This is a genomic window from Streptomyces sp. HSW2009, from assembly GCF_040240285.1.
In the GTDB taxonomy this organism is placed as follows: Bacteria; Actinomycetota; Actinomycetes; order Streptomycetales; family Streptomycetaceae; genus Streptomyces.
In genome coordinates, this window is record NZ_JBEHZD010000617.1 from 1 (window position 1) to 4152 (window position 4152).

At 74.4% G+C, this 4152-nt stretch carries 2 protein-coding genes; both read left to right on the forward strand.

Features of this window, described 5'->3' with window-relative positions:
* Nucleotides 1–308 precede the first annotated feature (308 nt).
* Complete coding sequence (locus AAHZ94_RS29545; RefSeq protein WP_349996750.1) at nt 309–1946, forward strand: succinic semialdehyde dehydrogenase; 1638 nt, start codon at nt 309–311, stop codon at nt 1944–1946.
* Nucleotides 1947–2107: 161 nt separating this feature from the next.
* Nucleotides 2108–3994 (forward strand): GMC oxidoreductase, encoded by a 1887-nt coding sequence (locus AAHZ94_RS29550; RefSeq protein WP_502964823.1) that lies wholly within the window; start codon nt 2108–2110, stop codon nt 3992–3994.
* Nucleotides 3995–4152: the final 158 nt, after the last annotated feature.

The window sequence follows — 4152 nt, forward strand, 5'->3', positions numbered from 1 at the left end:
CCCCCCCCCCCCCCCCCCCCCCCCCCCCCCAATCTTTTTTTACCCCCCCCACCCGCCCACCCCCCATCGGCGGCCGCCTGGGGGGCTCGGAGATGTGAATACGAGACAGCCCGCCACGCCGGGTGCCGCACCCACCCCACACGCCGCCCGCCGCGGCCACCCCACCGCCCCACCCACCCGTACAACACCCCTGACCAGCCCATAGGCAGCCAGCAACCACTGGCACGGTGAAACGGGTCGTGTCGGTGCGGTGAAAACGGGTTACCGTCGGGTACCCAAACGGGCGCCGGCCGCATACGCTCACCCGCATGATGGACTCGAAGGGCACCGCTCAGGCCACCGGCAGCACCCCTCCCGCCACCCCGCGGAACCCGGTCTTCACCGCCCCCGAAGGCAGCCGTACGGCGGCCGACGTGGTCACCCCCGAGCTCGTCTCGCGGCTCACCCGGGCCGTGGTCGGCACCGGCAGCACCTGCAACCACACGCCGTTCACCGGCGAGAAGCTCGCCGAACTGCCCGAGTCCACGCCCGCCGACGTCGCCACCGCCTTCGAGCGCGCCCGGCACGCGCAGCGGCTGTGGGCCGCCACCCCGGTCCGCGAGCGCGCCGCCGTCCTGCTCCGCTTCCACGACCTGCTGCTGCGCCGGCAGGCCGAGGCGCTGGACCTGATCCAACTGGAGACCGGCAAGTCCCGGCTGCACGCCCACGAGGAGGTGCAGTCGGTCAGCGTCGCGGCCCGGCACTACGGCCGCAAGGCGCCCGGCTACCTCGGCCCCAAGGGCCACACCGGCGTCATCCCCACCCTCACCAAGGTCACCGAACTGCGCCAACCGCGCGGCGTCGTCGGCCAGATCACCCCCTGGAACTACCCGCTCGAACTGTCGGCGGGCGACGCCCTGCCCGCCTTCGTCGCCGGCAACGCCGTGGTGATGAAGCCCGACACGGAGACCGCGCTGACCGCGCTGTGGGCCCGTGAGCTGTTGATCGAGGCCGGGCTGCCGGCGGAGCTGTGGCAGGTGGTGATCGGGGACGGGCCGGTGATCGGCCCCGCCGTCGTCGCGCACGCCGACTACGTCTCCTTCACCGGCTCCACCCGCACCGGCCGCGAGGTCGCCCGCGGCGCTGCCGACCGCCTCGTCGGCTGCTCGCTCGAACTCGGCGGCAAGAACGCCATGTTGGTGCTGTCCGACGCCGACCTGGACAAGGCAGCGGCCGGCGCGGTGCGCGGCGCGTACTCGTCCGCCGGTCAACTCTGCATCTCCATCGAGCGGCTGTACGTGCACGCGTCGGTGGCCGACGCGTTCGTCGAGCGGTTCGCGGCCCGCACCCACGCCCTGCGGCTCGGCACCGGCCTCGGCTACGGCGCCGACATGGGCTCGCTGGTCTCCGGCCGGCAACTGGAGACCGTGGTGCGGCACGTGGACGAGGCGGTGGCCGCCGGAGCCACCCTCGTCGCCGGCGGACGCGCCCGCCCCGACATCGGCCCGTACTTCTACGAGCCGACCATCCTGGACGGCGTCACGCCCGAGATGGCCGTCTGCGCCGAGGAGACCTTCGGACCGGTCGTCTCGATCTACCGCTTCACCGACGAGGACGAGGCCGTCGAGCGGGCCAACGCCACCCCGTACGGCCTCAACGCCAGCGTCTGGACGCGCAACGGGGCCCGCGGCCGGGCCGTCGCCGCCAAGCTGCGCGCCGGCACCGTCAACGTCAACGAGAGCTACGCCGCCGCGTACGGCAGCGCGCAGGCACCCATGGGCGGCATGGGCGATTCGGGGCTCGGCCGCCGGCACGGCGGCGAGGGCGTCCTGAAGTACACCGAGGCGCAGACCGTCGCCCAGCAGCGGCTGCTGCCCCTCGCCCCCTCCCTCGGCCTCTCGCACGAGCAGTACGCCCAGCTCATGACCCGGGGCCTGCGCCTGATGAAGGCCGTCGGCCTGCGCTGAAGGCCAAGGCCCAGCGGAGCCCCGCCGAACCCGCCCGCCCCTACGGAGGTGTCCCCGTGCCCCAGGACGACCGCGCCCGCCCCGACTCCGCGAGCGGCCCCCCGGCCGCCGCTGCGGCACCCGCGGACGCCCCGCCCGCCGACGCCCCGTACGACAGCGCTGTGCACGCCAGCGCCAGCACCGCCGCCGGCGCCGACTCCGGTGACGACACCGGTGACGACACCGCGTACGACTACGACGTCCTCGTCATCGGCTCCGGCTTCGGCGGGGCGGTCAGCGCGCTGCGGCTGAGCGAGAAGGGCTACCGGGTCGGCGTCGTCGAAGCGGGCCGCAGGTTCGCGCGCGAGGCGCTGCCGAAGAACTCCTGGGACCTGCGCAACTACCTGTGGGCGCCGGCGCTCGGCCTCTACGGCATCCAGCGCATCCACGTCCTCGGCAAGGTGATGGTGCTGGCCGGCGCCGGCGTGGGCGGCGGCTCGCTCAACTACGCCAACACGCTGTACGTGCCGCCGCCGGCCTTCTTCCAGGACGTGCAGTGGGGCCACATCACCGACTGGCAGGAGGAGTTGCGCCCCTACTACGACCAGGCGCAGCGGATGCTCGGCGCCCGCCTCAACAAGACGCTCACCCCCTCCGACGTGCACCTGAAGGACGCGGCCGAGAAGATGGGGGTGGGCGAAACGTTCCACATGGCCCCGGTCGGCGTGTTCTTCGGCGACGGCGACGACGCCACCGCACCGGACACCGGCACGGGGGTGCGGGCCGCGCCAGGACAGTCGGTGCCCGACCCGTACTTCGGCGGCGCCGGCCCCGCGCGGCGGGCCTGCACCGAGTGCGGCGAGTGCATGACCGGCTGCCGGCACGGCGCCAAGAACACCCTCAACGAGAACTACCTCTACCTCGCCGAGCGGGCCGGCGCAGCCGTGCACCCGATGACCACCGTCGTCGGCCTCGGCGAACACCCCGCCGGCGGCTACCGGGTCGCGACCGTGCCCACCGACCGCCGCCGCGGCACCCGCCCCCGCACGCTCCGCGCCCGCCAGGTGGTGGTCGCCGCCGGCACGTACGGCACCCAGACGCTGCTGCACGCCATGCGCGACCGGGGCGAACTGCCGCGCATCTCACCCAAGATGGGCACGCTGACCCGCACCAACTCCGAGGCCATACTCGGCTCGCAGACCACCGACCGGCGCTACCGGAAGATCAGCGGCGAGCGGCGGGCCGACTTCACCAAGGGCGTGGCCATCACCTCGTCCATCCATCCCAACGCCACCACCCACATCGAACCGGTGCGCTACGGCAAGGGCTCCAACGGCATGGGCTCGCTGTCCATCCTCCAGTTCACCCACCGCGAGCGGGTGCCCAACTGGATCAGCTACCTGGCGGCGAACCTCAGGCACCCGGTGCACGCGGGCCGCGCCCTGTCCAACCACCGCTGGTCCGAGAAGACCATCATCAGCCTGGTGATGCAGACCCACGACAACTCGCTGACCACCTACCGCAAGGCCAAGGGGCTCGGCAAGGGCCTGCTGACCGCGCGGCAGGGGCACGGCGCGCCCAACCCGGACCGCATCCCGGAGGGTGAGGAGGCGGCGCGCCTGGTGGCCGAGTCGATCAACGGCTTCACCGGCACCAACGTCGGCGAGCTGATGGGCACCCCGCTCACCGCGCACTTCCTCGGCGGCTGCCCGATCGGCACCAGCGCCGAGCACGGCGTCATCGACCCGTACCACCGGCTCTTCGGCCACCCGGGCGTCCACGTCGTCGACGGCTCGGCGATCACCGCCAACCTGGGCGTCAACCCCTCGCTGACCATCACCGCACAGGCCGAGCGGGCGATGGCGCTGTGGCCCAACAAGGGCGAGGCCGACCCGCGCCCGGCCCAGGACCAGCCCTACCGGCACCTGGCCCCCATCGCCCCGCACCACCCGGCCGTCCCCGCGGACGCCTTCGGCGCGCTGGACCTCCCGTTCCTGCCGGGCCCCGCGGGGCCGCCGATGGCGGGCGGGCCCAGGGACGCGCACGGGGCCGCCCCGGCCGCCCCGTAGGTCCGCACAGAGGGTTCCGTACGGACTGCTGGGGCGACCGGGACGGCCCCGGGAGCCGCCGGCCGGCGCGGGGCCCCCCCCCCCCCGCCCCGCCGGGGGGGGGGGGGGGGGGGGGGGGGGGGGGCGCGCGGCGGGGGGGGGGGGGGGGGGGGTTGGTG

Bases quoted from the DNA above. Each gene is read 5' to 3' on its own strand.
- AAHZ94_RS29545 (WP_349996750.1), top strand. From the start codon at position 309: ATGATGGACTCGAAGGGCACCGCTCAGGCCACCGGCAGCACCCCTCCC.